Origin of the sequence: Pseudarthrobacter defluvii (assembly GCF_030816725.1) — a bacterium.
Classification (GTDB): domain Bacteria; phylum Actinomycetota; class Actinomycetes; order Actinomycetales; family Micrococcaceae; genus Arthrobacter; species Arthrobacter defluvii_A.
In genome coordinates, this window is sequence record NZ_JAUSYG010000001.1 from 2,938,962 (window position 1) to 2,961,300 (window position 22,339).

Consider the following 22,339-nt stretch of genomic DNA (forward strand, 5'->3'; position numbering starts at 1 on the left):
TGCTTGTGGCCATTAGACGAGTCCAGTCAGATCACCCCTTGAAGTCACGCCCAGCTTGGTGAAGACCTGGTACAGGTGGCCTTCCACGGTGCGGACCGACACACCCATTTCCATGGCGATGTCGCGGTTGGAAGCGCCGCGGCCGGCCATCCTGGCAATTTGCCGTTCCCTGCTTGTCAACAGCGGGCTGCCGCTGCTTGGCACGATGGGAAGGTTGGCCACTGTGGCGGCCAGGATGTCGAGGCGTGCCTGCGCCGTCCGTGCCGAAAGGGCGTCCCCGTCCTGGCGGGCGAAATCCACTGCCAGTGCCATGCACCGGGCCTCGACGGCATCCAGCTCCAGCGTGGCAGCGAGTTCGCCGCCCGCGAGGAGTGCCTTGGCATCCTTCGTCCTGCTTCCTACGGCGATTAGCCGTGAGACTTCGGCCAGCGGGCCCTGCCGGTCGCCGGCGATCTCCTCCAGGTGCCGGAAGTCCGCGTCGCTGCCATTAACGGTTGCCGCCAGCAGGTAGATGCCGGCAACCGTGTGCCGGCCCGCCTCCCGGTTCCGGCGGGCTCCTTGCTTCAGGCCTGTCGCCGCTTCCGCGTCGCCGAGCCAGCGTCCCGCGACGAGTGTGCAGAAATCGATGATGCTTTCCGTGGCGAACCCTGCCTGGCCTGATGTCCGCTGGAGTTTGGTGAGGTGCTTACGGGCAAACCCTGCGTTGCCGGTCTGGGCATAGGCCAAGGCCGTCGCCGCGTAGGCCGTGCGCAACGCAGCCTGGACCGGCTGCAACTCCAGCTGCGCGGTGGCGGAAATCAACGGTTCCAGGGCGGCCTCGCCGCGCCCGGAGAAAGCAAAGGCCACGCCGGCCGCGAGCTCGGTGGCGGCGCTGCGGTACGGAAGCCGGTGGGGCTGCCCCGCGCCGTAAGGGCTGAGGAGGTCGATGCAGCGGCGCCACTGGCCCGCCATGAGCAGGACGAGGTAGGCCTCCCTGGTATAGCGCTCCCGGAGACCCACGATGTGGGAGGCGTCGGTAAGTTGGCCGCCGAGCTGGCGCATGAGGCCCAGGGCGTCCATCTCGCGACCGGTGAACGCGAGGGCGCTCATCAGGATGACGGCGGACTGAAGCCGGAACGCCGTATCCGGGTTCACGGCAGGATCGGCCGCCCGCTCCAGCGCAGGGATCATGGCTGCAAAATCACCGGCGTGGGCCAGATGTTCGAATTCACTCAGCGATATACGGTTGGCTGCCACCACGGCGGGTGCAGGCCAGGAAGAATGCTGGGCTTCCACGTCCAGGCGTTTGCGGGCGGAGGTGAGGAGTTCCGAAACTTTACCCGCCTGTTCCGGGATAGCGAGCATGACCCGCACTTTGGCGGCGATCACCTGGGCGTAGTCCTCGGGGGCGAGGGCATCGAGTTCGGGCTGGGAGATGTCGTCCAGGGCCGAAAGGGCCTGGGCGGGCATGTCCAGCTGGAGGTACGCCGCTGCCTTTTGGCGCTGCGCCGATGCCCACTCGGCGTCCGTCCTCCGCAGCATCTCCGCGTAGGTCAGGGCAAAGCGGGGGTCGAAGAGCTGAACTGCGGCCTGGGCGGCTGCAAGTGCCAGCGCCGGGCTGAGCTCGGCCTCGCATTCGTGGGTCCAGGCGGCGAAGGACATTAGTTCCTCCACCGTCATGGACGCCGGGTCCGGCTCCTGGCCGCCCAGAAGTACACTGCGAAGTTCCCGACGCCGGGAGATGCTCAGCCAGGTCCTGACCACGTCCCCGATGTATTTTTCGCGCAGTGACACCCAGCGGTACTCGGAGTCGTCGATCTCCAGCAGCCCTCCGTCCTCCATGTCCGCGATGACGTCTGCACCGTAAATCGCGGTGAGGCTGGAGAGCTCCACCCTGCGGGCACAGGAAAGCATCTCTATGACCTCCCGGGTTTGGGAGGTTTCCCGTGACCAGCGTGAGCGGACGATGTCATCGAGGCTGGCGGCGCCGTCGAGCACGACTTTGTCCCTGAGGGTCCAGACGGAGTCCGACAGGACCAGGTTTCCCGAGAGCTGCTGTTCGGTGACCAGGGCCTTGAGCAGCAACGGGTTTCCGCCCACCATCTGGTGGTAGGTGCTGACCAGGGAGGAGGCGACGCGGTGGCCCAGGAGTGACAGCAGGACCTGCCGGGTCTGGAGTTCGTTGAGGTTGCTGAGCCGTACCTCGGTCAGCTTCCGGTCCGTCAGCAGCCAATGGAAGTCCGCGGGCAAGTCGCTGGAGTTGGGGGCGACTGCAACGATTTTTGCCGTGCCCGTCAGCAGGACGTTCAACAGCACCCCGGCACTCATGTCGTCGATGCTGGCGGAGGTGTCCAGGGTAATAATGCATGGCCTGCCGGCAGCGTCGCTGCGGATCAGGGATGTGATGCCCCGCAGGATGGCTGTGGGTGAACCCATGTAGGCCTGGGGCAGGCGGGCCAAGAGGAAGGAGAGGCAACCGTAGGGGGTAGTGGAGCCGGAAGGGCCGTTCCGCAACTGCAGCGACCAGATATCGGGGCCCAGATCTGCCACCGCCGCGCGCGCCAGTGAGGATTTCCCCACACCCCTGGGTCCGGTGATGACAACGCCCAGGGAGTTTTCGCTGGTCAACGCGGTGCGGACGGCGTCCAGGTTGGCGCTGCGTGCGGGCACGGACCATTGCTGGCTCTCCGTCCCGGCGGAGGGTGGCGTGGGCAGCCTGTCACCTTGAGGTGTTGACCCACGTCCCCAGCTGAGTGGCTCGATTGACATGAACTTATCCCCTACATCCTGCAATAGCGGGATGTAGCCCCTTTGCTCCCCCGCATAGGAAGAAGAGTACCCTGTGCCACAGACAAGGAAATAGGGCCGAAGGGAACTTTTACGATTCCGGCTGGCCTGACGCGGACTTGGCCGGGTGGAACCTTTGCTGCGCCGCAGTGAGCCCGTCACGGAGCAGGCACTCAACGGCGTCAGCGGAATCGTCAAGCAGGAAGGGCAATTCCTTCTGTTCCGTCGTGCCGAAATCCCGCAGGACGTAGTCGGCGGTGTCCATCCGGCCCGGCGGCCTTCCTACCCCTACGCGGACCCTCAGGTAGTCCTTGGTGTTGAGCGCCTTCGAGATGTCCCGCAGCCCGTTGTGGCCTCCCTCCCCGCCGCCGAGCTTGAGTTTGACGGTGTTGAAGGGGATGTCGATCTCGTCATGGACGGCCACAACATGGTCTGCAGGAATGTTGTAAAAGTTGGCCAGGGCGGAGACGGGGCCTCCGGAAACGTTCATGTAGCTCATCGGCTTCGCCAGGACGACACGCGGACCGCCGATGCCCAGCCGGCCTTCAAGGACCTGGGCGCGGGCCTTGTGTGTCTTGAAACCGGCGCCGATGCGGCCGGCAAGTTCATCGAGCACCATCTGGCCCACGTTGTGCCTGTTGCCTTGGTATTGCGCCCCGGGGTTGCCGAGGCCAACGATCAGCCAGGTATCTGTCATGGAATCAATCCTAAAGTGGGCGTCTTAAAGTGTCGGGGCTCAGGCATGCCAATGGCCGGACCCCTCCGGGATCCGGCCATTGGCAAAGGAATACCGAATTACTCGGCTGCGGCTTCCTCGGCAGCTTCGGAAGCTTCGCCGGAAACAGCCTCGCCGCCTTCGGTGGCGCCCTCTTCCTCGGTAGCCACAGCTTCGGAAATGTTGACCACGAGTGCTTCGGCGTCAGTCAGGAGAGTGGTGCCCTTGGGCAGGACCAGGTCGGAGGCGTGGATGTGCTCGCCGGCGGCGCGGCCTTCGATGTTGACCTGGACGGCGGTGGGCAGGTGGGTTGCCTCGGCCTCGAGGGACACGACGGTCAGTTCCAGGTTGTGGACGGTGCCGGGGGCGGTTTCGCCTTCAACGTGGACCGGAACGTCAACCGTGACCTTCTCGCCCTGTCGGACGGTCAGGAGGTCGATGTGCTCGATGATCTGCTTTACCGGATCGCGCTGAACGTCCTTGACCAGGGCCAGGTGGCCTTCGCCGTTGATGTCCAGGGACAGCAGGGCGTTGGGCGTCCGGACGGCCAGGGTGGTGGCCTTTGCCGGCAGGGTGACGTGGATGGGCTCGGCGCCGTGGCCGTAGATCACCGCAGGGATCTGGTTGTTCATACGGGCGCGGCGGGCGTAGCCCTTGCCGAATTCGGTGCGCAGTTCTGCTGCGAGCTTCTGCTCAGACATGGATATCTCCTTGAAAACTAAACGGTGTTCAGCAAGGGCGGAGGTCTGGTGTGACCTTCAACGCCGGGCGGCCGGAAAGGCGGCCCTTCAAGAAGGCAGTCCCTGTAAGGGGACCAGCAGACCCAGTCGATAACGGAGGCTATGCCCTCCCTCGCCAAGGTATCGCCTAAAAGCCTACCAGTGCCGGGCCTGTTTGCTTAAATCCCAACAGGCCCGGGACTGGTGGCGGTCCGGCTACGCCTTGCCGTCGAACAGGCTGGTGACCGAGCCGTCGTCGAACACTTCACGGATGGCCCTGGCAATCAGCGGTGCGATGGAGAGCACCGTCAGCTGCGGGAAGCGCTGGGACGAGTTCAGCGGGAGGGTGTTGGTGACCACCACTTCGCGTGCGCCGGACTCGGAGAGACGGCGGGCCGCGGGATCCGAGAAGACAGCGTGGGTGGCTGCGATGATGACATCCTTGGCGCCGGCGTTCTTCAGTACCGTAACGGCACCGGAAATGGTTCCGCCGGTGTCGATCATGTCGTCGATCAGGACACAGGTGCGGCCCTCGATCTGGCCCACCACGGTCTTGGAGACCGCCTGGTTGGGCACCGTGAGGTCGCGGCTCTTGTGGACGAAGGCCAGCGGCGCGCCGCCGAGGCGTTCGGCCCACTGCTCGGCGACGCGGACGCGGCCGGTGTCCGGGGACACAACGGTGATGTTCTCGGCGTCCACCCGGGTGCGGATGTAGTCGGCGAGCAGCGGGATGGCCATCAGGTGGTCCACCGGGCCGTCGAAGAAGCCCTGGATCTGCGAGGTGTGCAGGTCCACGCTCATGATGCGGTCGGCGCCGGCAGTCTTGTAGAGGTCTGCCACCAGGCGGGCGGAGATGGGCTCACGGCCGCGGCCCTTCTTGTCCTGCCGGGCGTAGGGGTAGAACGGCGAGACGACGGTGATGCGCTTGGCGGAGGCCCGCTTCAGCGAATCAATCATGATCAGCTGTTCCATGAGGTGGTTGTTCAGCGGTGCGGGGTGCGCCTGGATCACGAAGGCGTCGGTTCCGCGCACGCTCTCGCCGGCCCGGACGTAGATCTCGCCGTTGGCGAAGTCGTAGGCGTCGACGGGAAGGAGGTCAGTGCCCAGTTCCTTTGCGATTTCCCGGGCCAGCTCCGGATGGGCCCGCCCGGTGGCGAGCACCAGCTTCTTTTCGCCGTGCGCCGTAATTTCGCTCATTGTTACTTGCCCTCTTCTGTAGATGCCGGGGTACTTGAGGAGTTCTTGGTGGCCGCCTCGGCCAGTTCGGCGGAGCGGGTTCCCGGACGGTGCGCGGGAACCCAGCCTTCGGCGTTGCGCTGGGCAGCGACGCTCAGCGCAAGCGCTCCGGCAGGTACGTCCTTGCGGATCACCGCGCCGGCGCCGCTGTAGGCGCCGTCCCCCACGGTGACCGGGGCAACAAAGACGGTGTTGGAGCCTGTTCGGACGCCCGAGCCGATCACCGTGCGGTGCTTCTTCTCGCCGTCGTAATTGGCCGTGATGTTGCCGCAGCCGATGTTGGTGTCTTCGCCGATTTCAGCGTCACCCGCGTACCCCAGGTGGGACAGCTTGGAGCCGCGGCCGATGGTGACGTTCTTGGTTTCGTAGAAGGCGCCGATCTTGCCCTTTTCACCCAGTACGGTGCCCGGGCGAAGGTACGTGAAGGGGCCGACGGCGGCGCGCGGGCCAATGACGGAACCGGAGCCGTGTGTGCGGATTACCGTGGCGCCCTCGCCTACTTCAACGTCGGTGAGGGTGGTGTCGGGGCCAACGACGGCGTCCCTCGCCACGGTGGTGGCGCCGTGCAGTTGGGTGTTGGGCAGCAGCCGGACGTCCTCGTCGAGGGTGACGGTGGAATCGATCCAGGTGGTGGAGGGATCCACAACGGTCACGCCGGCGCGCATCCAGGCTTCCACGGTGCGCCGGTTCAGCTCGGCGCCGAGGGCGGCCAGCTGGACACGGTCGTTGGCGCCTTCCACCTGCCAGCGGTCCGCGGTGACGACGGCGGCCACCCGGCCGCCTGCCTCCCGCGCCAGACCCAGCACGTCAGTGAGGTATTTTTCACCCTGGGCATTGTCGTTGGTGACCTTGGCCAGGGCATCGCGGAGCACTGAGGCGTCGAAGGCGTAGATGCCGGAATTGACTTCGCGGATCAGCCGTTCGGCTTCCGAAGCGTCCTTGTGTTCGCGGATGCCGGTGACGGAGCCGTCCTCGCCCCGGAGGATGCGGCCGTAGCCGGTGGCATCGTCAAGGACTGCTGTGAGGACCGTGACGGCGTTGCCTTCGCGCTCGTGGGTTGCGACCAGTTCGGTCAGCAGCCCGCCGGACAGCAGCGGCACGTCACCGTAGGTGACCACCACGGTTCCAGCCAGGTCCTGGTCAGCGTGCAGCGCCTCAAGCGCAGCTTCAACAGCGCGGCCGGTGCCGGGGATGTCGTCCTGGTCCACGATGACAGCCTGCGGGTCGAGGGCAGCCACATGGCTCTCCACCAGGTCGCGCTCGTGGCGCACCACAATGGCAAGCCGCTGCGGATTGATGCTGCGGGCCGCGCGGAGGGCGTGCCCCACCATGGACAGGCCGCCGATTTCGTGCAGGATCTTGGGGGTACGCGATTTCATCCGGGTACCGGCGCCTGCCGCCAGAACGATTACAGCGGCCGGACCGGCATTCTCGGGGATCACGTACGGGCTCTCCTTGCTTGGTTGTGCTGGCGCTTTACGGTGCCCCGCGGCCCAGGCCGCCGGACACCCGGTGCCATCCTCATGATCGCTCCCTGCGCAGCAGTTCCGCCCATAGGATTCGAACCTATACTCCACGGCTCCAAAGGCCGGGGTGCTGCCATTACACCAGAGCGGACCGTGCCGAAAGACTCAAGGCCCGGGCACAAGTCCCTATTTTGCCACGGGTTCAGGGCGCCGCGCGACACGGCCCTTCCCGCCGACCTCCCGGCCATGCCGGTAGCGGAATCCGGCCGCCGGCGGTGAGGCATGATGGGAAGGTGAGCAACAACCTTCCGCGGATGCGGATGACGGGCCGGCAGCGCCGAAGCCAGCTGATCGACGTCGGCCGCGGCCTTTTCGCCGTCCGCGGCCTGGACGGGACCACCATCGAGGAAATCGCCGCCTGCGCAGGCGTGTCCAAGCCGGTCATCTACGAACACTTCGGCTCCAAGGAGGGCCTCTACACAGAAGTGGTTGACTGTGAGTTCCATATCCTCCTGGACTCGATCAACACAGCCCTCACCGAGGAAGCCAAGCCCCGCGTCCTCGTTGAACGCGCCGCACTGGCCCTGCTCACCTACATCGAGGAACGCACCGAAGGCTTCCGCATCCTGATGCGCGACGCTCCCCCGTCCCAGCCGGAAGGCGCCTTCTCCACCCTGCTGTCCCACGTCACCGCACGCGTGGAACACATCCTCTCCGACGAATTCTCCCGCCGCGGCTTCAGCGGCGAGGACGGCGCCATGTACGCCCAAATGCTCGTCGGCATGGTGGCCATGACCGGCCAATGGTGGCAGGACAGCCGCCAGCCCGACAAGCACACCGTCGCCGCGCACCTGGTCAACCTCGCCTGGAACGGCCTGACCGGCCTGCAGAAAGAACCTGAGCTGCAGTCTGAGCCTTAGCCTCCAACTCACCTTCGCCAGCTTCCCGGTTCGCCTTCGCGGCACAGGAGCCCTTCACCGTGGTTCCCTCCGCGGCGCACGTCGCCTTGGCGGCGTAAGAACAGAAGGATCCACGCGCCCAGGCGCCAATGCCAGCCCCGCACCTGCCCCTACCCCACCACCTCAGCCAACCCCTCATCGTTGCTGAACTGAGCCGCTGGAAGCTGCCGGTACATTCCAGGACGGCGGTCCTTCCGAAAGGAGCGCATCGCGGGGCATCAGAGCGTGGAGGTCGCTCAGCGACCGCAGCGTTCCCTTTGCCCCGTGTCTAAGCGACGCGGAAGGGCCGCCGTCCGGCGCCAAGCCGGCATCGGAGGGGGACAGGCTCAGTCGCCGAGGAGTTCTGAGGCTTCCAGCCATTCGAGTTCGAGGGTGTCCTTTTCCTCGGCCAGTTCCTTGAGTTGGCTGTTCTGTTGGGCGAGGGCGTCGAAATCGGACTTCTCTGTGCTCTTGACCATGTCGTCGTGGAGTTTCTTCTCCTGCTGGTCAAGCTTCTTGATCTGCCGCTCGATCCTGTTAAGGGCTTTGCGGGCCTCGCGCTTTTCGGCCTCGGAGGGGCCGGTCCCCGCACCGGCGGCCTGTGCCTGGCCGGCGCTGGTCACGGGGTTGCCACCGCCCGTGACCGTGGATCCGGCCAGGGCAGCTTCGCGCAGTTCAAGGTACTGGTCCACGCCGCCGGGGAGGCCGCGGAGTTTGCCGTCGCCGAGCAGGGCCATCTGGTGGTCGGTGACGCGTTCCAGCAGGTACCGGTCGTGGCTGACCACCACGAGGGTTCCGGGCCAGCCGTCCAGGACGTCTTCGACGGCGGCGAGGGTGTCGGTGTCGAGGTCGTTGGTGGGCTCGTCAAGCATCAGCACGTTGGGTTCACCCACCAGCAGCCGCAGCAGCTGCAGGCGGCGCCGCTCACCGCCGGACAGGTCCTTCACCGGTGTCCACTGCTTTTGGTTGGTGAACCCGAGCTGCTCCACCAGCTGGCCGGCCGTGAATTCCTTGCCGCCCACGTTGAAGGAACGCTTTTCACGCTCGATGACCTCGATGACGCGCAGGTCCGCGACGTCGTCGAGCTCCTTGACTTCCTGGGTGAGGACCGCGGTGACCACGGTCTTTCCCCGCTTCAGCTTTCCGGCGTCAGGGTTGATTTCGCCGTTGAGGAGCTTCAGGAGGGTGGTCTTTCCGGCGCCGTTGACGCCCACCAGGCCCAGCCGCTCCCCCGGCGCCAGACGGAGGGTGATGTTGTCGAACAGCTTCCGGCCGTCGTCGCTGCCCTGGAAGTTCAGCGAGACGTTCTCAAGGTCCAGGACATCCTTGCCCTGGCGGGCGGTGGCCATCTTGCTCAGTGCCATGGAGTCGCGCGGGGCGGGCACGTCAGCGATCAGTGCGTTGGCTGCCTCGATCCGGAACTTCGGCTTGGCGGTCCGGGCCGGGGCACCGCGGCGCAGCCACGCCAGCTCCTTCTTGACCAGCTGCTGGCGCTTGCCTTCCACCACCGACGCCGTCCGGTCCCGCTCAGCGCGGGCCAGCACGTAGGCGGCGTAACCGCCCTCAAAGGGGTCCACGATCCCGTCGTGCACTTCCCAGGTCTTGTTGCAAACCTCATCGAGGAACCAGCGGTCGTGGGTAACCACCAGGAAGGCGCCCTGGTTGGCCCGCCAGCGGGTCTTCAGGTGCCGGGATAGCCACGCCACCCCTTCTACGTCGAGGTGGTTGGTGGGCTCATCGAGCATGATGACGTCGTGGTCTTCGATGAGCAGTTTGGCGAGGGCCACCCGCCGCTTCTGGCCGCCGGAGAGGGCGTGCACGTTGGCATGCCAGTCGACGTCGGACACCAGTCCACCCATGATCTCGCGGATCTGTGGGTTCCTCGCCCATTCGTAGTCCGCCTGGTCCCCGACGATTGCCGCCCCAACGGTCAGGTCGCCGTCGAGCACGTCGCTCTGGTCCAGGTAGCCCACGTTGACGTCGCCGCGTTTGGTGACGCGGCCGGAGTCCGGGGTGGACCGCAGGGCCAGGAGCCGCATCAGCGTGGACTTGCCGTCGCCGTTGCGGCCCACCATGCCGATCCGGTCACCTTCCTCCAGTCCCAGGGTGATGCCGTCCAGGACGGTGCGGGTTGCGTAGGAAACCGTGAGGTTCTCGCCGCCAAGAAGGTGTGCCAAAGGGAACTGCTTTCTGCTGCCGGATTGGAAGTCTTAAAGGAGGGTGTCGGAGATGATGCGCGCGCCCGGGACCGGGCCGTGGACGGGAAGGGCTGCCAGGCCGTAGTGCCGCAGGTCCTCCGCCAGTGCCTCGGCAGCGACGGAGTCCTCTGCGAGGAGCGCCACGGTGGGGCCGGACCCGGAGACCATGCCCGCGATAGCGCCGTGGGACTCGCCGATTCCCAGCGTATCGCGCAGCGCGGGCGACAGTTCAATGGACGCCCTTTGCAGGTCGTTGACCAGCACCCGGCTCAGGGATTCGGCGTCGCCGCCCCGAAGCGCGGCCAGGATCTGCGGATCCACCCCGGTGGGCTCACCGGCTTCGATCCCCTCGGCCTCGCGCAACCGGTCCAGGGTCCGGTACACCTCCGGGGTGGACAGGCCGTAGTCGGCCACCACCAGCACCCAGTGGGTTTGCGCCTTGGCAAGGGCCGGGGACAGTTCGTCGCCCAGGCCAAGGCCGACGGCGGTTCCGCCCAGGAGCGAGAAGGGGACGTCGGCCCCGAGTTCGGCTGCAAGGTGGGCAAGTTCCTCGCGGGACAACCCGCTGTTCCAGAGCGCGTCGCAGGCCAGGAGCGTAGCGGCGGCGTCGGCTGATCCGCCGCCCATCCCACCGGCCACGGGCACCCGTTTGGTGATTTCCAGGTGCACGCCGGTGGCGTGTTCGGAGACGTCGGCCATGATGGCGGCCGCCTTGTAGGCCAGGTTACGGCTGTCCAGGGGGATGTCGACGGCGTCGAGGTCCAGGGTGCTTTCGGGGCTGAGGCTGATGGTGATCCCGGGGGCGGCGGTGCTGGTGGCCGCCACTTCCTCGTAGAGGGACACGGCAAGGTAGACGCTGGCCACGGAGTGGTAGCCGTCCGGCCGGAGCGGACCCACCGCCAGGGATACGTTGACCTTGCCCGGTGCCTTCACCCGGACGGTCCTGGCGGCCAACCGCCTTCTGCCTGCCTTCTCGAGTCCCGCACTCACGGGCGGTTTTCCCTGGCTTCGGCAATCCTGGCGAACGCCGCGATGTCGATGACCTCGCCGCGTGCAGTCGGGTCCACGCCGGCGGCGAGCAGGCAGCGCTCGGCTTCCGGCGCTCCCCCCGCCCACCCGGCGAGGGCAGCCCGGAGGGTCTTGCGGCGCTGCGCGAACGCGGCGTCCACCACGGCGAACACCTGTTCACGCGTGGCAGTGGTGGCCGGGGGTTCGCGGCGGGTGAAGGCCACCAACCCGGAATGGATTTTCGGCGCCGGCCAGAAAACGTTCATGCCGATCACGCCGGCTTTGCGCATCTGGCTGTACCAGGCGGCTTTGACGGAGGGTACCCCGTAGGTCTTGGAGCCTGGGCCGGCTGCCAGGCGGTCGGCCACCTCATCCTGCACCATCACCAGGCCATGCCGCAGGCTGGGGAAGTGCTGCAGGAGGTGCAGCACCACGGGAACCGCCACGTTGTAGGGCAGATTGGCTACGAGCGCGGTGGGTTCCGCCGGAAGTTCGGTGACCTTCATGGCATCGGCGCGCACCAGGTGGAAAGCATTGGCGGCGGCCGGCCGCCATTCCTTCACGGTTTCCGGAAGCTTGGCGGCAAGCACGGGATCGATTTCGACGGCGACAACGGCTGCTGCCGCGTCCAGCAGTCCCAGCGTGAGGGATCCCAGCCCCGGACCCACCTCGAGTACGGTTTCATCCGGCCCCACGCCCGCTGCGGCTACGATCCGGCGGATGGTGTTGCCGTCAATCACAAAGTTCTGGCCCAGCGTCTTGGTGGGCCTGACCCCGATTTCCTCTGCCATCCGGCGTATGTCGGAAGCGCCGAACAATGGTGCGGGCACGGCGGGAATCGGTTCAGTCACCTAGGTATCCTATCCCGCGCCGCCCTTGGGCTTTGCCTGGTTAACGGCAGTGGCCGGGCCCGGTGTACCCGGGCCCGGCCAGACTTTGCATGGCCTGTTGATCAGGCGATCAGCGGCTGGCCGCCCAGCCGCAGCCCCACGGCGACAGTCCGCGCTGCGCGTAGACGCGGTTGGCAATGTCGATCTGCTGCGCTTTGGTGGCGAGGCTGGCGTTCGGCGCGTAGGCGCCGCCGCCGGCGCCGATCCAGGTCTGGATATCGAACTGCAGGCCGCCGTAGTAGCCGTTGCCGCTGTTGATGCTCCAGTTTCCGGTGGACTCGCACTGGGCAATCTTGTCCCACATGGCTTCATTCATCATGGCCGGTGCTGCCGCGCCGCTATTGGCGCCTGCAGCGGCAGGAGCGGCAGGAGCCGGGGCGGCCTGCGGTGCAGGCTTGGCCTTGGTGCCAACGGTGATCTTCTCGGTAACCGGCTGGACAGCCACGTTCTCGGACACGAGTGTGCGGGAGGCTTCCCGTCCGTCCACCAGCACCAGCTTGAAGGTGCGCTCAAGCTTTCCGGCCGCGCCTGCCTGCGTGACTTCCTTCTCGCCCTTGAGCATGTCGGCGCTTTCTGCCGTCACCGTCTCGAAGGGCACCTCTTCGCTGGTAACCGTGGTCTGGCTGGTGTCCACCCGGGAGACCTTGATGACCATGTTGTTCACCACGTTGGCGTTGGCCGGCTGGGAGGTACGGTCATTGGCTCCCAGGGTCACCCCGGACTCGTCCAGGACCTTGCCGACGGTGGTCGCCGTAGTGGTGGCGGTGTCCACCTTGCCGTCGGCAACTATGCTGACGGTCTTGGGGGTGGAGATGGAGACAAAGGACCCAGCCAGCGAGAGGGTGGCATCCTTGGGCGCCGAGACGGACGAGGCACTGGCCACGCCAAGCTCAGTCACCAGGTCTTCAACATCCTGCGCGGTGGTGTTCACGGTCTTCTCGGCACCGTCCAGGCTAACCTTGACCTCTTTGGCCTGGTTGATGTTGATGACGGTGCCGTTCTGCACCGTTGCATCGAGTGAAGGTGACACGCGGTCACCGGGCTTCAGGTCCAGGTTGGCGCTCTTGACCACCTGCGCCACTGTTCCGCCAAAGGACTGCACGGACGACGCATTGCCGTCCACGTTGAGCGTGATTGTTTTGTTATTGCCCACGAAGGCTACGAGGCCTGCGACCAGGCCGCAGAGCACCAACAGTTGGGCGCCAACCTTGATAAAGCTGAACTTGCCGTCCGATGTGAAGAACTTGATCACGATTGCCCGTAACTCTAGGTCCATCCGGGCACGGGGAAACGCGCAGAAAAATGCCCGGAACAAGCCTGCAAAGGACAGTCCGGGCACCGGTGCGCCGCCACACTCCGGGCAGCGGCATGGCTGGCTTTTGGACATACCCGTCCGGCTGCGAAAGGAGTGAAATTACCCGCTGGCCTTCCCCGACCCCGGCTAATAGTTTCTTACTGTAACCGGAGCGTTATAAACGGGCCAACATTTTTACATACCAGGTATTCATGAAGCGGGTACCACTGCGAGGGATGTCACGCCCAGGATCCGTATGCCCGCAGGGTATTTTCGCTGATTGCGGTGCAGAGTCCGGCAAGATCGGAGCCTGTCAATTCTGCCATGGCGCGCACCGTGTAGGGGACCATGTAGCTGGCGTTCGGACGCCCCCGGTGCGGGTGCGGGGTCAGGAACGGGGCATCCGTTTCCACCATGATGAGCTGCCGGTCGGCCACGGCGAGCGCAGCCCGGAGATTGGCTGCATTCTTGAACGTCAGCGTGCCCGCAAAAGACATCCACCAGCCCTGGTTGTTACAGGTCCTGGCCAGCTCCTCATCACCTGAAAAGCAATGGAACACCACCCGTTCCGGCGCTCCCTCCTCCTGCAGCACCCGCACCACGTCACTGTGCGCGTCACGGTCGTGGATCTGGAGGGTGAGGCCCAAGCGCTTGGCGATGTCGATGTGCCGGCGGAACGAGTATTCCTGGTCCCGAAGTCCTTCCCCTTCCGTGCGGTAGAAGTCCAGGCCGGTTTCTCCGATGGCACGGATCCGGGGATGCGCAGCCAGGCGCTCGATCTCGGCCAAGGCGTCCTCAAGCCCCCCGTCGGCGGCATACCGCGGAGCATCGTTAGGGTGCAGTGCCACAGCTCCAAGGAGCCGTTGGTCCTGTTCCACCGCCTCCACCGTGAACCGTGAGGACTCCAGGTCGCAGCCCACCTGCACCGCCCCCTGCACGCCCACTGCCGCAGCCGCATCCAGTGCAGCCTTGATTCCCACGGGACTGTTTCCTTCCGGGAAGTCCAGGTGGGTGTGGTTGTCCATGACCGGCACGGGCAGGGGCTCCGGCGCCGGCGGGAAATCCCTGCGGCGCCCGGCATCAGGGTCCAGGGTTTGGTCCGCGGCCGGCAGCCGGTAAGCGGCGGGAATCGACGAAGTGCACATCCAATCAGCCTAGTGGCCGCGGGTACCCCCATATTTGCCGGAACTCTCTGTCAGCCACGGCAGTTGTGTTAGTAGTCTGGAACGAACACACGCGCACGCCCACCGAGGGGCGAAGGCAGGCTTGCTGTCCCGTCCAGGTGAACCCGGGCTGAAAGGTTGCCGATGGAACCCCTCCGACGCACTGCCAACAATGGAAGCGCACCGAACCTGAACCTTGCCGGCGTCGCCGATTCCGTCAGCCACCTTAACGGGCACCGGCCGGCAGCCATGGACCCGGCCTCCTTCCATGCCGCGGCCCAACGTATCCTCAGCACCGTCAACACGGTCATCGACGGCAAGTCCGATGCCGCCAAGCTGGCGCTCACCGTCCTCCTTGCCCAGGGCCACCTGCTGGTGGAGGACGTGCCCGGCGTCGGGAAAACGCTGCTGGCAAAAACCCTTGCCCGGTCCATCGACTGCACCGTCAACCGGATCCAGTTCACGCCCGACCTGCTGCCCTCCGACGTCACCGGGGTGTCCATCTACAACCAAGCCTCGAGGCTCTTTGAATTCCGGCCCGGCGCGGTGTTCGCAAACATCGTCATCGGTGATGAAATCAACCGGGCCTCCGCCAAGACACAGTCCGCCCTCCTGGAATGCATGGAAGAGCACCAGGTTACGGTTGACGGCAACACTTACAAGCTCGACGAGCCGTTCATGGTGGTCGCAACCCAGAACCCTATCGAGATGGAGGGGACGTACCCCCTGCCGGAAGCCCAGCGCGACCGGTTCATGGCCCGGATTTCGATGGGCTACCCGGACAGGGAGGCGGAGATCGAGATGCTTGAAACCCATCAGGCGGTCTCACCCCTGGCCAGCGTCTCCCCCGTGGTCACCGCCGCGGACGTGGCAGCCATGACAGCCACCGTCCAGCAGGTCTATGTGTCCGAATCCGTGAAGGAATACACGGTGTCCCTGGGCCGGGCAACCCGGGAAAGCCCGCTGTTGCGGCTCGGCGCCAGTCCCCGTTCGCTGCTGCAGCTGCTGCGCGCCGCGAAGGCCACCGCTGCCCTGGACGGACGCGACTTCGTGCTGCCGGACGATGTGCGGGATGTGGCCGAAGCGGTCCTGGCACACCGCATCATCCTGGACCGGAAAGCCGCCGGGGCGGGCGAGACGCCGCACAGTGTCCTGCGTGGCCTCCTGTCCCGGCTGCCCGTGCCGCAGGCCCAGCCGGGACAACCGGGCCGTGCGGCCGCTGCCGCCGGCAGCAGCAGGAACCGCTAGGCGGGCATCATGGCCCTGCTGGACAAGCTTCCGCGGCACCTGTTCACCAGGCGCGGCTGGGGCATGCTCGCCGCCGGGGCCTTCACGTTGGCCGCGGCGCAGGTCATGGGGCGCCGGGACCTTCTGACGCTGGCCCTGCTCCTGCTCGTGCTCCCGCTCGCGAGCCTTGCGGGCGTCCGGCTGGTCAAACCCCGGTTCCAGGTCTACCGCGAATTCAACCCGTCCCCGGTGGAGACCTCCGCGCCGGCCGGCGTCCACCTTGCTGTGGCCCGGACCGGCCCCGGCACCGGGCGGGTGGCCATGGAGGAGCGGCTGCCGGCGCAGTTCGGCCAGGCACCGGCCTTTCGGTTCCCCTCCCGTTTTGCCACCGGCGGCACAAGCCGTTACGAATACCACCTCACTTCAAGGCACCGCGGCCAGTACAGGATCGGTCCGGTCACCGCTGAGTTCACCGACCCCTTCGGGCTCGCACTGCACCGCCAGGCCATTGACGACGGCGACGTCCTCACCGTGACGCCTGCCGCCGTCGTCCTTCCCGCCACCCGGCTCGCTGGAGCACGCGGTAACGACGGCGTCACCGCCACCCGCGTCAGGGCAAACCCCAGCGACGACGACGTCATGACCCGCGAGTACCGCCACGGCGACCCGATGCGGAGGGTCCACTGGGCAGCCACCGCCAGGCACGGCGAGCTGATGGTCCGGCAGGAGGAATCCGTCACCACTCCGGAGGCCACCCTCATCCTTGACCACCGCTCCACCGCCTTCGCCGGAGGGCCCGGAACGGCAATGCCTGGCCTCCCCGGCCAGGACGGACACCCCCTGGCCACCAGCGCAGCCTTCGAATGGTCCGTCGTTGCCGCCATGTCCATCGGTGCCCACCTTGCCGAGCGGAACTACAGCCTGCGGGCGCTGGACGCCGGCGGCGCTCCCGCGTTCCTCCACTCGCCGTCCTCACCCGAACCGGCAGTGGAAGAATTCAGCGGGACCTCCGGGCTGCAATCCATCGCCGAAAGCCTGGCTGCAATCCATCTGTCCGGCACCGTCCACCCCCGGCGGGACGGCAACCTCCGGGACATCGCGGGCAGGAACGTCGGCACCGGGGTTGAACCGGTCACCCGGGCTACGGCAGGCAACGACCAGGAGCCGCAGGCTTTTGATGACCACCTGATGGACAAGCTCTCCGCCCACCGGATGCGGGGGCCGCTGATCGCACTGCTGGGACGCATTACCGTCCAGGAGGCCACCGCACTGGCGCCTGCTGCCGCATACGCCACGAATGCGGTCGCCCTGGTGGCGGTGGAACGGCCGTCGGAGTTCCAGGATGTCCTCGAAGTGCTGCGGCAGGGTGGCTGGCGGGCGGTGGCCGTGGCACCAAAGGCCCAACTCGCTGCCGTATGGGGCCAGTTCGACCAGGATCCCGGCCTGCCGGAGTCTCCGGCATCAGAGGTACGGCGCGGAGCGGGGGTGGCCACGTGACGATGGCACCGGCACGGCCAACCGGCGCGGCGCATCAGGCACAGCCCCAGCCGGAACTGTCTCCTGGCCGCACACGCTTGGGCGCCTATCCCTGGGCCATGGCAGCAGCCATCACCGTGGCGGTCTGCGGCGCGGCCCTGTCCCTGAACGGGGTGCTCCGCGGCTGGAACTGGTTCTGGCCGGCAATGACCACGGTGCTGGCGGTGGGTTTCACCCTCGCCGCGCTGCGTTCCCTCCGCGCCCAACCCCTTCTGGTCACCGCGGGCGGGTTCCTGGCTCTCGGCGCCGTCCTGACCCTGACGTTCTTCCGCAGCTCCAGTCTGCTCTGGGTGGTCCCCACCGGCGCCACCCTCCCCGAGTTGGACCGGCTGGTGCGGCGGGCCAGCGAGACGGTGTTGTCGGAGACAGCGCCCGTGGCGCCCAACGCCGGGATCGTCCTGGTGGTCTGCGCCGTGCTCGGCCTGGCAGTCATCCTGGTCGATGCACTCGCAGTTCCCCTGGCCATGCCGGCCGCCTCCGGCACCGGCCTGCTGGCCCTGCTGGTGGTGCCGGCCATGATCAAGCCCCAAAGCGTGGGGGTATGGAGTTTCGTGGCGACGGCAGCGGGATACCTGCTAATCCTCGGCTGCAGCCAGTGGTTTGCTCCGGACGGCAGGTTGCAGGGCGGTTCCGCGCGCAGTCCGGGTCTGGTGCGGCGGGCCGCGCTGACGGGCGCCGTGGCCCTGGCGTCCGCACTGGTGCTGCCCCTGGCAATTCCCGGGTTCGACCGCGGGAGTTTCCCCCAAGGCTCGCGGCTCAACCCATGGGGTGCCGCCACCGGCCTCAATCCGATGATCACGCTGGGCAACAGCCTGCGCGCCCCGGATGGGAGCGGCAGGATCACCTATGCCACGACTTCCCCCACCCCCCTTTACCTGAGATCCGTCACAGTGGACAATTTCGACGGCGATTCCTGGGGCCCTGACGACCGCAACGCATCCCGGGTTCCCCTTGACGGCCGGATCGACCCCGGCTACGCGGTCCTGGCCGACGAGCAGGTGCGCCTTGTCACCGCCATCGACGCCGGCTCGTTCACCAGCCCTTACCTGCCGGTCCCCTACGCGCCAGAAGCGGTCCGCGGCCTGGGCGGCCAGTGGACCTGGGATCCCGCCACGCTAAGCATCAAAGGCACTGATACCAGCACCCGGCGGCAGGAATACCTGGTGACCTCGGCAGTGCCCAAGCTTTCGTCGGCGCTCCTTGCCCAGTCAACAGGACAGGCACGGGGCATCCCGGACGTGTTCACCCGGATACCGGGCAACGTCCCGGACATCGTCAAAACCACTGCCCAAACCGTGGCGGGGGCAGCGGCCACGCCGTTCCAAAAAGCCATGGCCATGCAGAGGTACCTCCGCTCGTCCGAGTTCACCTACTCCCTGCAGTCCCCCGTGCAGGGAGGGTACGACGGCAACGGGCTCTCCGTTCTGGCAGACTTCCTGCAGCAGAAGAGCGGCTACTGCATCCACTACGCCTCGGCGATGGCGGTCATGGCCAGGCTGGAAGGAATTCCCAGCAGGATCGCGGTGGGATATGCCCCCGGACGGCTGACCGGAGCCACGGTAACGGTCGCGGGCCAAGGCCCCCTTCCGGAGTACGAGGCGGACGCCCGCGATGCCCACGCCTGGCCGGAACTCTACTTCCAGGGCTTGGGATGGGTGCCATTTGAACCGACGCCGTCCCGGGGTGTGGTCCCGGATTACGCCACCGAGGCATCAGTGCAATCGGTCCCGGATGCACTGGGCAACAACGACGGGCTTATCCCCGACACCGCCCCGGTACCCACCCCGACGCCCAGCACCACCGCCCAGGCCGTGCCCGGCGCAGGCAGTAGCAGCACGGGCAGCGGTACCGAGTTGATGCCGTGGCTCCTTGGCGCGGCCGCAGTGGCCGGCCTCGCGCTCCTGGCGGCCACCCCGCACCTGGTCCGCGCCGGTACCAGGTCGCGCAGGCTGCGGCCAAAGCGACCGGAGCAGGCAGTCCCGCTGGCCTGGAGCGAGATCAGGGACCTGGGCACCGATTACGGGCTGGCTCCGGCGGACAGCGAAACGCCGCGGGCTTATTCGTCCCGGTTCCGTGGGGCGCTGCTGGGCGGGCAGGATGGCATGGACCGGGACGCGCACCAAGCGGTTGCATCGCTGACCGCGGCGTTTGAACACTACCGGTACGGCCGCCCCAGCGGTGGTATCAGCGAGAGCGCCGGCAGTTCACTCAGCGCCGGCACTTCCCGGGGTACCGGCGTTCGCGTTGACACTGCCGTTGCGGACATTTCCGCCGGGGTTGCCGCCGTGGAAGCAGCCCTGCGTGCCAACGCCACCCTGCCCCGGCGCCTGGCCGCGGCGTGGCTTCCCCCGTCCGTCACGCGGCGGCTGGGCCTGCTCTTCAGGCTGCCGTTCCGCGCCGCCGCCAGGGCCATCCGGGCTGCGGCGCATCCGCTTACCCTGCATTCAAGGCGGGAAACTACAGGAGGGCCCGCCACCACAGGATGGCCCGGCAAACGGCATGCGGACGACGGCGGACGCAGGGTGGGCAGACGCTGAAACCACAAGTGCCGCCCGGGAAACTCCCGGGCGGCACTTGTGGGTTTGCTTGCGGTTGCGGACCGCGGGCTGCTAGCAGGCGTAGGGGTCGGCGATGCCGATGTACTGGGTGTAGAGGTATTCCTCGATGCCTTCCAGGCCGCCTTCGCGTCCCAGGCCGGACTGCTTGACGCCGCCGAAGGGTGCGGCAGCGTTGGAGATGACGCCGGCGTTCAGGCCGAGCATGCCGGTTTCGAGGCGTTCACCCATCCGGATGCCGCGGTTGATGTCCTTGGTGAACACGTAGGCCACCAGCCCGTATTCAGTGTTGTTGGCCAGCCGAACGGCCTCGTCCTCGCTGCTGAAGGTGATGATCGGGGCAACGGGGCCGAAGATTTCCTCGGACAGGATCCGCGACCCCTCGGCCACACCGGACAGGATGGTGGGCTGGTAGAAGTACCCCGGGCCCTCCACGGGAGCGCCGCCCAGGACCGCCTTGGCGCCGGAGGCCACGGCGTCGGACACCAGTTCGTGGACCTTGTCGCGGCTCTTGCCATCGATCAGCGGGCCCACCTTGGACTCGGGCTCGGTCCCGCGGGCGGTGGTCATTTCCTTCATCTTTGCGGCGAACTTCTCCGCGAATTCGCCGGCCACCGACTCGTGGACGATGAAGCGGTTGGCCGCGGTGCAGGCCTCGCCCATGTTGCGCAGCTTGGCTGCCATGGCACCGGTGACTGCGGCGTCCAGGTCCGCATCCTCGAATACCAGGAACGGGGCGTTGCCGCCCAGCTCCATGGAGGTCCGCAGCACGTTTTCCGACGCATCGGCCAGCAGGCGGCGTCCCACTTCGGTGGAGCCGGTGAAGGACAGCTTCCGCAGGCGTGAGTCCTTGATCAGGGGGCCGGTGGTGGCTCCCGCCGTGGACGTCGGGATCACGTTGAGGACACCGGCAGGCAGTCCGGCTTCCTGCATGACGGCAGCGAACAGCTGGGACGTCAGGGGCGTCAGGTTCGCGGACTTGAGGACCATGGTGCAGCCGGCGGCGACGGCCGGGGCGATCTTGCGGGTGGCCATGGCCAGCGGGAAGTTCCACGGCGTGATGAGCAGGCAGGGACCCACCGGCTTCTTGGTCACCAGCAGGCGGGACTTGCCGTCCGGCGAGACGGAGTAGCGGCCAAAGGCCCGGACTGCTTCCTCGGAGAACCAGCGCAGGAATTCGGCGCCGTAGGTCACTTCACCGCGGGCTTCGGCCAGCGGCTTGCCCATTTCGAGGGTCATCAGGAGGGCAAAGTCCTCTGCCCGTTCGGTCACCAGGTCGAAGGCGCGGCGGAGGATCTCCCCGCGTTCCCGGGGCGGCACCTTCGCCCAGGATTCCTGGGCAGCGGCGGCAGCATCCAGGGCGGCGGCGCCGTCCTCGGGGCCGGCGTCGGCAATGCTCAGCAGTACCTTCCCGGTGGCGGGATCCTCGACGTCGAACGTCTTGCCTGAGGCGGCGTCGCGCCATTCACCGTTGATGAGCAGCCCGGTGGGGACAGAGGCCAAAAGCCGGGTTTCGCGCTCGGCGGTAACGGCCGGCTGTGCAGTGACAGTCACGATGACTCCCTCGTCAGTAGGGTTGTGGCAGCCCGCCGCCGCGGCCGGAGTGACCGGGATCATGGGGCTGATTAACTGCCAGACTACTGCCGGGCAACCCCACGGTCTACGCCGTTGCGCACTGCACAATCGCGGCCTTGCTGTGCAGCTGCACAGGAACCGGACGCGGCTCTACGGGCCTCTACCGGGCCGCGAGCACAGCTGAATAGAGCTCGCGTTTGCTGACGCGCACGTCCTCGGCGACGGCGGCCACAGCCTCCTTCAGCCGGATACCCTGGGCCACCAGTTCGTTGACTGCAGCTACGTGGTCCTCCGGGGTGCCGGCTGCCTGCTCGGGGGCGCCGCCAAGGACCACGGCGATCTCGCCGCGGACCTCGTTGTCCTCAGCCCACTGGAGGAGTTCGCCCACGGTGCCGCGGATGACTTCCTCGTACGTCTTGGTCAGTTCCCGGCACACAGCGATGGGACGGTCCGGGCCGAACCTCTCCTGCAGGGCGCGCAGCATGGCTTCAAGCCGGTGCGGTGCCTCGAAGAACACCATGGTGCGCCGCTCCCCCGCAAGGTCCGCGAGGCGGGAGGCCCGCTCTCCGGCCTTACGGGGCAGGAAACCTTCAAAGCAGAACCGGTCCGTCGGCAGGCCGGACAGCGCCAGTGCCGTAAGCACCGCTGACGGACCGGGAACCGCGGTGACGGGCAGGCCCGCCGCGATGGCACCTTCCACCAGACGGAAACCGGGGTCGGATACGGCAGGCATGCCGGCGTCGGTCACCATGAGCAGCGTGCTGCCCGCACGCACCTGGTCGAGGAGCTCCGCCGTCCGTGTGGCCTCGTTGTGTTCGTGGTAGCTGATGACGCGGCCTGCCACGGCAACGCCCAGGCTCTGAACCAGGCGGTGCAGCCGGCGGGTGTCCTCGGCGGCGACGATGTCGGCCGTGCCCAGCAGTTCCACGAGCCGGGCTGAGGCATCGCCGGTATTCCCGATCGGCGTGGCGGCAAGGACGATCCGTCCCGCCGTCGAAGGGGCGGGCTCGGGAAGGGTGCTGGGGTTCGGGTCCACCCACCAAGCCTACTGCT

Annotated in this window: 16 protein-coding genes and 1 tRNA gene; 4 read left to right on the top strand and 13 right to left on the bottom strand. The window is 67.0% G+C overall.

Going from position 1 to position 22,339, the window contains the following annotated elements:
- Nucleotides 1-12: 12 nt before the first annotated feature.
- From QF031_RS13730 to QF031_RS13755, 6 genes are all read right to left on the bottom strand, one after another.
- Nucleotides 13-2,748: a helix-turn-helix transcriptional regulator gene (locus QF031_RS13730; protein WP_307429055.1), complete on the bottom strand. Its 2,736-nt coding sequence runs from the start codon at nt 2,746-2,748 to the stop codon at nt 13-15.
- A gap of 109 nt (nt 2,749-2,857) precedes the next feature.
- The gene (pth, locus tag QF031_RS13735) at nt 2,858-3,463 is read right to left on the bottom strand and encodes an aminoacyl-tRNA hydrolase (RefSeq protein WP_307429058.1); all 606 of its coding nucleotides are present in this window, start codon (nt 3,461-3,463) and stop codon (nt 2,858-2,860) included.
- A gap of 98 nt (nt 3,464-3,561) precedes the next feature.
- A complete protein-coding gene (locus QF031_RS13740) occupies nt 3,562-4,182 on the bottom strand; it encodes a 50S ribosomal protein L25/general stress protein Ctc (protein WP_307429061.1) in 621 nt (206 codons plus the stop codon).
- 234 nt (nt 4,183-4,416) lie between these two features.
- Nucleotides 4,417-5,397 (bottom strand): ribose-phosphate diphosphokinase, encoded by a 981-nt coding sequence (locus QF031_RS13745; protein WP_307429064.1) that lies wholly within the window; start codon nt 5,395-5,397, stop codon nt 4,417-4,419.
- 2 nt (nt 5,398-5,399) lie between these two features.
- Nucleotides 5,400-6,878: a bifunctional UDP-N-acetylglucosamine diphosphorylase/glucosamine-1-phosphate N-acetyltransferase GlmU gene (glmU, locus tag QF031_RS13750; RefSeq protein ID WP_307429067.1), complete on the bottom strand. Its 1,479-nt coding sequence runs from the start codon at nt 6,876-6,878 to the stop codon at nt 5,400-5,402.
- 103 nt (nt 6,879-6,981) lie between these two features.
- Nucleotides 6,982-7,053: transfer RNA gene (locus QF031_RS13755), tRNA-Gln, on the bottom strand.
- Nucleotides 7,054-7,195: 142 nt separating this feature from the next.
- On the opposite strand from QF031_RS13755, the gene QF031_RS13760 reads away from it, so the two are divergent.
- The gene (locus tag QF031_RS13760; RefSeq protein ID WP_307429070.1) at nt 7,196-7,822 is read left to right on the top strand and encodes a TetR/AcrR family transcriptional regulator; all 627 of its coding nucleotides are present in this window, start codon (nt 7,196-7,198) and stop codon (nt 7,820-7,822) included.
- Nucleotides 7,823-8,187: 365 nt separating this feature from the next.
- On the opposite strand, the gene QF031_RS13765 is transcribed toward QF031_RS13760, so the two are convergent.
- The 5 genes from QF031_RS13765 to QF031_RS13785 form a co-directional block, all read right to left on the bottom strand.
- A complete protein-coding gene (locus tag QF031_RS13765; protein ID WP_307429073.1) occupies nt 8,188-10,017 on the bottom strand; it encodes an ABC-F family ATP-binding cassette domain-containing protein in 1,830 nt (609 codons plus the stop codon).
- Between the two features lie 33 nt (nt 10,018-10,050).
- Nucleotides 10,051-11,028, bottom strand: a complete 978-nt coding sequence (locus tag QF031_RS13770; RefSeq protein WP_307429076.1) for a 4-(cytidine 5'-diphospho)-2-C-methyl-D-erythritol kinase — start codon at nt 11,026-11,028, stop codon at nt 10,051-10,053.
- Nucleotides 11,025-11,897: a 16S rRNA (adenine(1518)-N(6)/adenine(1519)-N(6))-dimethyltransferase RsmA gene (gene rsmA, locus QF031_RS13775; RefSeq protein WP_307429078.1), complete on the bottom strand. Its 873-nt coding sequence runs from the start codon at nt 11,895-11,897 to the stop codon at nt 11,025-11,027. The genes QF031_RS13770 and rsmA overlap by 4 nt, the downstream gene beginning before the upstream one ends.
- A 109-nt stretch (nt 11,898-12,006) precedes the next feature.
- Nucleotides 12,007-13,188, bottom strand: a complete 1,182-nt coding sequence (locus QF031_RS13780; protein ID WP_307429081.1) for a resuscitation-promoting factor — start codon at nt 13,186-13,188, stop codon at nt 12,007-12,009.
- A 281-nt stretch (nt 13,189-13,469) separates the two neighbouring features.
- Nucleotides 13,470-14,375 carry a TatD family hydrolase gene (locus QF031_RS13785; RefSeq protein WP_307429083.1) on the bottom strand — a complete coding sequence of 302 codons (906 nt, stop codon included), beginning with the start codon at nt 14,373-14,375 and terminating at the stop codon, nt 13,470-13,472.
- A 162-nt stretch (nt 14,376-14,537) separates the two neighbouring features.
- On the opposite strand from QF031_RS13785, the gene QF031_RS13790 reads away from it, so the two are divergent.
- From QF031_RS13790 to QF031_RS13800, 3 genes are read left to right on the top strand one after another with little or no spacing between them, the layout of a single operon-like run.
- Nucleotides 14,538-15,641 carry an AAA family ATPase gene (locus tag QF031_RS13790; RefSeq protein WP_307429085.1) on the top strand — a complete coding sequence of 368 codons (1,104 nt, stop codon included), beginning with the start codon at nt 14,538-14,540 and terminating at the stop codon, nt 15,639-15,641.
- Nucleotides 15,642-15,650: 9 nt separating this feature from the next.
- The gene (locus QF031_RS13795; RefSeq protein ID WP_307429090.1) at nt 15,651-17,117 is read left to right on the top strand and encodes a DUF58 domain-containing protein; all 1,467 of its coding nucleotides are present in this window, start codon (nt 15,651-15,653) and stop codon (nt 17,115-17,117) included.
- Complete coding sequence (locus QF031_RS13800) at nt 17,114-19,693, top strand: transglutaminase family protein (protein WP_307429093.1); 2,580 nt, start codon at nt 17,114-17,116, stop codon at nt 19,691-19,693. The genes QF031_RS13795 and QF031_RS13800 overlap by 4 nt, the downstream gene beginning before the upstream one ends.
- Nucleotides 19,694-19,765: 72 nt before the next feature.
- Here the strand turns inward: QF031_RS13800 and QF031_RS13805 are convergent, their stop codons facing one another.
- Together QF031_RS13805 and rsmI are read right to left on the bottom strand one after the other, a co-directional pair.
- On the bottom strand, nt 19,766-21,265 hold the full coding sequence (locus QF031_RS13805; protein WP_307429096.1) for an NAD-dependent succinate-semialdehyde dehydrogenase: 1,500 nt from the start codon (nt 21,263-21,265) through the stop codon (nt 19,766-19,768).
- Nucleotides 21,266-21,446: 181 nt separating this feature from the next.
- Nucleotides 21,447-22,322 (bottom strand): 16S rRNA (cytidine(1402)-2'-O)-methyltransferase, encoded by an 876-nt coding sequence (rsmI, locus tag QF031_RS13810; RefSeq protein WP_307429102.1) that lies wholly within the window; start codon nt 22,320-22,322, stop codon nt 21,447-21,449.
- Nucleotides 22,323-22,339 lie beyond the last annotated feature (17 nt).

What these genes read in the sequence shown, in the direction of transcription:
- QF031_RS13740 (WP_307429061.1), bottom strand. Translation starts at nt 4,182, where the DNA reads ATGTCTGAGCAGAAGCTCGCAGCAGAACTGCGCACCGAATTCGGCAAG.
- QF031_RS13730 (WP_307429055.1), bottom strand. Translation starts at nt 2,748, where the DNA reads ATGTCAATCGAGCCACTCAGCTGGGGACGTGGGTCAACACCTCAAGGT.
- QF031_RS13795 (WP_307429090.1), top strand. Translation starts at nt 15,651, where the DNA reads ATGGCCCTGCTGGACAAGCTTCCGCGGCACCTGTTCACCAGGCGCGGC.
- pth (WP_307429058.1), bottom strand. Translation starts at nt 3,463, where the DNA reads ATGACAGATACCTGGCTGATCGTTGGCCTCGGCAACCCCGGGGCGCAA.
- QF031_RS13745 (WP_307429064.1), bottom strand. Translation starts at nt 5,397, where the DNA reads ATGAGCGAAATTACGGCGCACGGCGAAAAGAAGCTGGTGCTCGCCACC.
- QF031_RS13785 (WP_307429083.1), bottom strand. Translation starts at nt 14,375, where the DNA reads ATGTGCACTTCGTCGATTCCCGCCGCTTACCGGCTGCCGGCCGCGGAC.
- QF031_RS13790 (WP_307429085.1), top strand. Translation starts at nt 14,538, where the DNA reads ATGGAACCCCTCCGACGCACTGCCAACAATGGAAGCGCACCGAACCTG.